The organism is Neisseria sp. HMSC065D04 (assembly GCF_001815675.1).
Lineage (GTDB): Bacteria > Pseudomonadota > Gammaproteobacteria > Burkholderiales > Neisseriaceae > Neisseria.
In genome coordinates, this window is the sequence record NZ_KV821486.1 from 7,612 (window position 1) to 11,498 (window position 3,887).

The following is a 3,887-nucleotide window of genomic DNA, read 5'->3' on the forward strand; positions in this document are numbered from 1 at the left end:
TGTCCTGATTTAAATTTAATCCACTATATTATTTTTAACGGCAAGATTATGAGTACCGAAACCAAAAACTACATCACGCCCGTCGGTTGGCAGGCATTGAAAGACGAGCTGTATCAACTGGTCAATAAAGAACGTCCCGAAATCGTCCAAATCGTCAACTGGGCGGCAAGCAACGGCGACCGCAGCGAAAACGGCGACTATCTTTACGGCAAACGCCGTATGCGCGAAATCGACCGCCGCATCCGTTTCCTGACCAAGCGTTTGGAAGCCGCCGTCGTCGTTGATCCCGAATTGCGCGAAGCGACCGACCAAGTGTTTTTCAGTGCAACCGTCGGATTATTACGCGGCGACGGGCGCGAGCAAACCGTCAAAATCGTCGGCGTCGATGAAATCGATACCGCGCAAAACAAAATTTCTTGGATTTCCCCGTTGGCGCGTTGTCTGATTAAAGCGAGGGAAGGGGACGAAGTCGTCTTGAACACACCGGAAGGGCGCGAAGAGATTGAAATTTTGTCGGTGGAATACATACGGATTGATTGAGCGGCAGTCGGATTATGCCGTATTTGTCGAGATGAAAAGGTCGTCTGAAAACATCAGGGTTTTCAGACGACCTTTTGTTTGAAGCCGCCGCTTCGCAAACTGACCTGTCCGCTGGATGTAATAATCTTTCTTTTGAGCCAAAGCAAGGCGGCGCGACCGCATTTTAGGTTTAATACACTATTGTTTTTTATCCGATAAGACCGTACACCGGCATCCCCCGACACTGCCCTACCGCGACAGTTTTGCCGTCTTTCAAAAGCGGCGTTCCCACCTCAATCCACTTTAAGGAAAATCATGGCTTCGCGCGATTTATACCCACAGGAAATTTTACAGGTCGTCCTCGATAAAAGCTGTGTCAAGGCACAATCCAGCGTTTCCACGCTGGCGGTTTTGAGCGTTTTGGCAGGCGGATACATCGGCTTCGGTTATCTGGCTTATTTGAAAGTGGTCAGCGGCATTCCGCACGAATGGGGCGGCTTGGCGACTTTGCTCGGCGCGGCAATGTTCCCCATCGCCCTGATCTGCATCCTGCTCGGCGGCGGCGAGCTGGTAACGAGCAATATGATGATTATGTCTTTGGGGCGTTTGGCGGGGCGGATTTCCACAAAAATGCTGCTGCGCAACTGGGTTGTCGTTTGTCTGGGCAATTTGGCGGGAACGCTGGCGATGGCGTTTTTCCTCGGACACTATGTCGGCATGACCGAAGGCAGCGTGGCAGAAAAAACGATTGCGGTGGCGGAAGCCAAAGTCCATATGGATTTCGGCAGGGCTTTCGTCTCGGCGGTCGCGTGTAACTGGATGGTGTGTATGGGCGCGTGGCTGCACTTTGCCGCCAAGCATACGGCAGGGCGGATGTTGGCGATTTGGTTTCCCGTGATGATTTTCGTGTTAAACGGTTTCCAACACCTTGTCGCCAATATGTTCGTCATCCCCGCCGGTATTTTGGCGGGCGCAGACATCACATGGGGGCAGTTTTTCTTCAACATGATTCCCGTGTTTTTAGGCAATGTCTTCGGCGGCGCATCGTTTGTCGGCGCGTCGTACCTTTATACTTATAAAGATACGCTGAAAGATTGTGCCGAATAATCTGCCTTTGAGCATACAAAACCTGCTTCAAAAGCAGGTTTTGCCGTTTCAGACGACCCCCGCGCCGATTTTCGACACAGTCCGTCTGATATAATGCCGCCTCAAAATAATCAGATACATGAAACACATGACTCAAGCCTCCCTCCCTCCCCGCCGCCTTTCCGTTGCCCCCATGCTCGACTGGACGGACCGCCACTACCGCTACCTCGCCCGCCAGATTACCCGCAACACATGGCTTTACAGCGAAATGGTCAATTCCGGCGCCATCGTCTATGGCGACAAAGACCGCTTTTTGATGTTCAACGAAGGCGAGCAGCCCGTCGCCCTGCAACTGGGCGGCAGCGACCCGTCCGATTTGGCGAAAGCAGCCAAAGCCGCCGAAGAATACGGCTACAACGAGGTCAACCTCAACTGCGGTTGCCCCAGCCCGCGCGTGCAGAAAGGCTCGTTCGGCGCGTGTCTGATGAACGAAGTCATGCTGGTTGCCGACTGCCTCAACGCCATGCAGGACGCAGTAGGCATCCCCGTTACCGTCAAACACCGCATCGGCGTCGACAGGCAGACTGAATACCAAACCGTTGCCGATTTCGTCGGCACGCTGCGCGACAAAACCGCCTGCAAAACCTTCATCGTCCACGCCCGCAACGCATGGCTGGACGGACTCTCCCCCAAAGAAAACCGCGACGTTCCGCCGTTGAAATACGATTATGTTTACCGCCTCAAGCAAGAGTTTCCCGAGCTGGAAATCATCATCAACGGCGGCATCACCACCAACGAAGCAATCGCCGGACACCTGCAACACGTTGACGGCGTAATGGTCGGACGCGAGGCGTATCACAACCCGATGATCATGCACGAATGGGACAGGCTGTTTTACGGCGATACCCGCAGCCCGATTGAATACGCCGATTTGGTGCAGCGCCTCTACACATACAGCCAAACCCAAATCCAAGCCGGACGCGGCACAATCTTGCGCCACATTGTCCGCCACAGCCTCGGGCTGATGCACGGCCTGAAAAACGCCCGCACTTGGCGACGTATGCTTTCCGATGCGACGCTCTTGAAAGACAACGACGGCAGCCTGATTCTCGACGCGTGGAAAGAGGTCGAGCGGGCGAACGTATGGGAATAGCGCGGGTAAGTTGATTTTCGATTGCCGCTCTCCGGCAGCTTAAAATTGGTCCTCCGCCGCAAAAAAAACAAAGGTCGTCTGAAAACGGAACAGGTTTTCAGAAGACCTCTATTTATCCCATATGACACAATCGGCTCAGTCTATTATAGTGGATTAAATTTAAATCAGGACAAGACGACGAAGCCGCAGACAGTACAGATAGTACGGAACCGATTCACTTGGTGCTTCAGCACCTTAGAGAATCGTTCTCTTTGAGCTAAGGCGAGGTAACGCCGTCCCGGTTTAAAGTTAAAGCCACTATAAAATCCCCGTTTCAGACGACCTTTAAAGAAAGAACACTATGTATCACGCATTCGGCGGCGCGGCAGGCGTCCGCAACCTGACCGACCGCTTTTACGACTTGATGGAACTCGAGCCGCAATACCGCGCCTTGCGCCAGATGCACGGCGAAGACATGACGCTGATTCGCGAAAAACTCTACGAATTTTTCAGCGGCTGGCTCGGCGGCCCGCCCTTGTTCGAGCAGAAATACGGCCATCCCATGCTGCGCGCGCGGCACATGCCCTTTGCCGTGAATATGCAAGTACGCGACGAATGGGTCGCCTGCTTCGCCCAAGCCATGAACGAATTGGAAATCGGCAAAGACCTCGCAGAGCCCGTCCTTATCCGCATTTTTGCGATGGCGGACTGGATGCGCAACCAAAACGAAGAAGGCGTAGAACCGCCCATGCCGCCGATGGCAGTCGATCCCGCAATCCGCATTCCCGAGCTGAAAAACGTCTTAAAGCAATACGGCGTGGACGGTTATTTCCCAACCTTCCCGGCTTGAGGTCGTCTGAAAAAGACGAACCCCTTCCCGTTTTCCCTGTTTGATAAAAGGGCTGCTGCTGTAAAGTTGCAGCCGTTGCACTCAATCAATGGCGGAGAATCCCAATACGATATTTCTGCCGGTAACAGTCAGGTAAAGTAGCAAAATAGCATTTTAAATACAGTAAGGATAGAATCACGGCATTTTCAGACGACCTCGACCGTCGTCTGAAAATGCCGTGATTTTTTATGAAACATACATCAGGGAAGTTTGACATGAACACATGGTTGAAAAAAATGATGGTTGCTTTGCTGGCTTTGG

General features: G+C 52.8%; 4 protein-coding genes and 1 pseudogene. All 5 read left to right on the forward strand.

Annotated features, from left to right (window positions below):
* Positions 1-48: 48 nt before the first annotated feature.
* The 5 genes and pseudogenes from greB to HMPREF3050_RS02110 all read left to right on the forward strand — a co-directional run bounded on the left by greB (position 49) and on the right by HMPREF3050_RS02110 (position 3,587).
* Entirely contained in the window at positions 49-540 is a 492-nt protein-coding gene (gene greB, locus HMPREF3050_RS02095; RefSeq protein ID WP_070773278.1) for a transcription elongation factor GreB, read from the forward strand.
* Positions 541-834: 294 nt separating this feature from the next.
* Positions 835-1,626 carry a formate/nitrite transporter family protein gene (locus tag HMPREF3050_RS02100; RefSeq protein ID WP_070773279.1) on the forward strand — a complete coding sequence of 264 codons (792 nt, stop codon included), beginning with the start codon at positions 835-837 and terminating at the stop codon, positions 1,624-1,626.
* Between the two features lie 118 nt (positions 1,627-1,744).
* Complete coding sequence (gene dusA, locus HMPREF3050_RS02105; RefSeq protein WP_070773280.1) at positions 1,745-2,758, forward strand: tRNA dihydrouridine(20/20a) synthase DusA; 1,014 nt, start codon at positions 1,745-1,747, stop codon at positions 2,756-2,758.
* Positions 2,759-2,902: 144 nt separating this feature from the next.
* A pseudogene (locus tag HMPREF3050_RS14755) lies at positions 2,903-2,965 on the forward strand (transposase); the annotation flags it as partial.
* Between the two features lie 133 nt (positions 2,966-3,098).
* Positions 3,099-3,587, forward strand: coding sequence for a group II truncated hemoglobin (locus HMPREF3050_RS02110; RefSeq protein ID WP_016686553.1), 489 nt, complete (start codon positions 3,099-3,101; stop codon positions 3,585-3,587).
* Positions 3,588-3,887 lie beyond the last annotated feature (300 nt).

Coding starts and splice junctions, on each gene's coding strand:
- greB (WP_070773278.1), top strand. CDS start 49: ATGAGTACCGAAACCAAAAACTACATCACGCCCGTCGGTTGGCAGGCA.
- HMPREF3050_RS02100 (WP_070773279.1), top strand. CDS start 835: ATGGCTTCGCGCGATTTATACCCACAGGAAATTTTACAGGTCGTCCTC.
- dusA (WP_070773280.1), top strand. CDS start 1,745: ATGAAACACATGACTCAAGCCTCCCTCCCTCCCCGCCGCCTTTCCGTT.
- HMPREF3050_RS02110 (WP_016686553.1), top strand. CDS start 3,099: ATGTATCACGCATTCGGCGGCGCGGCAGGCGTCCGCAACCTGACCGAC.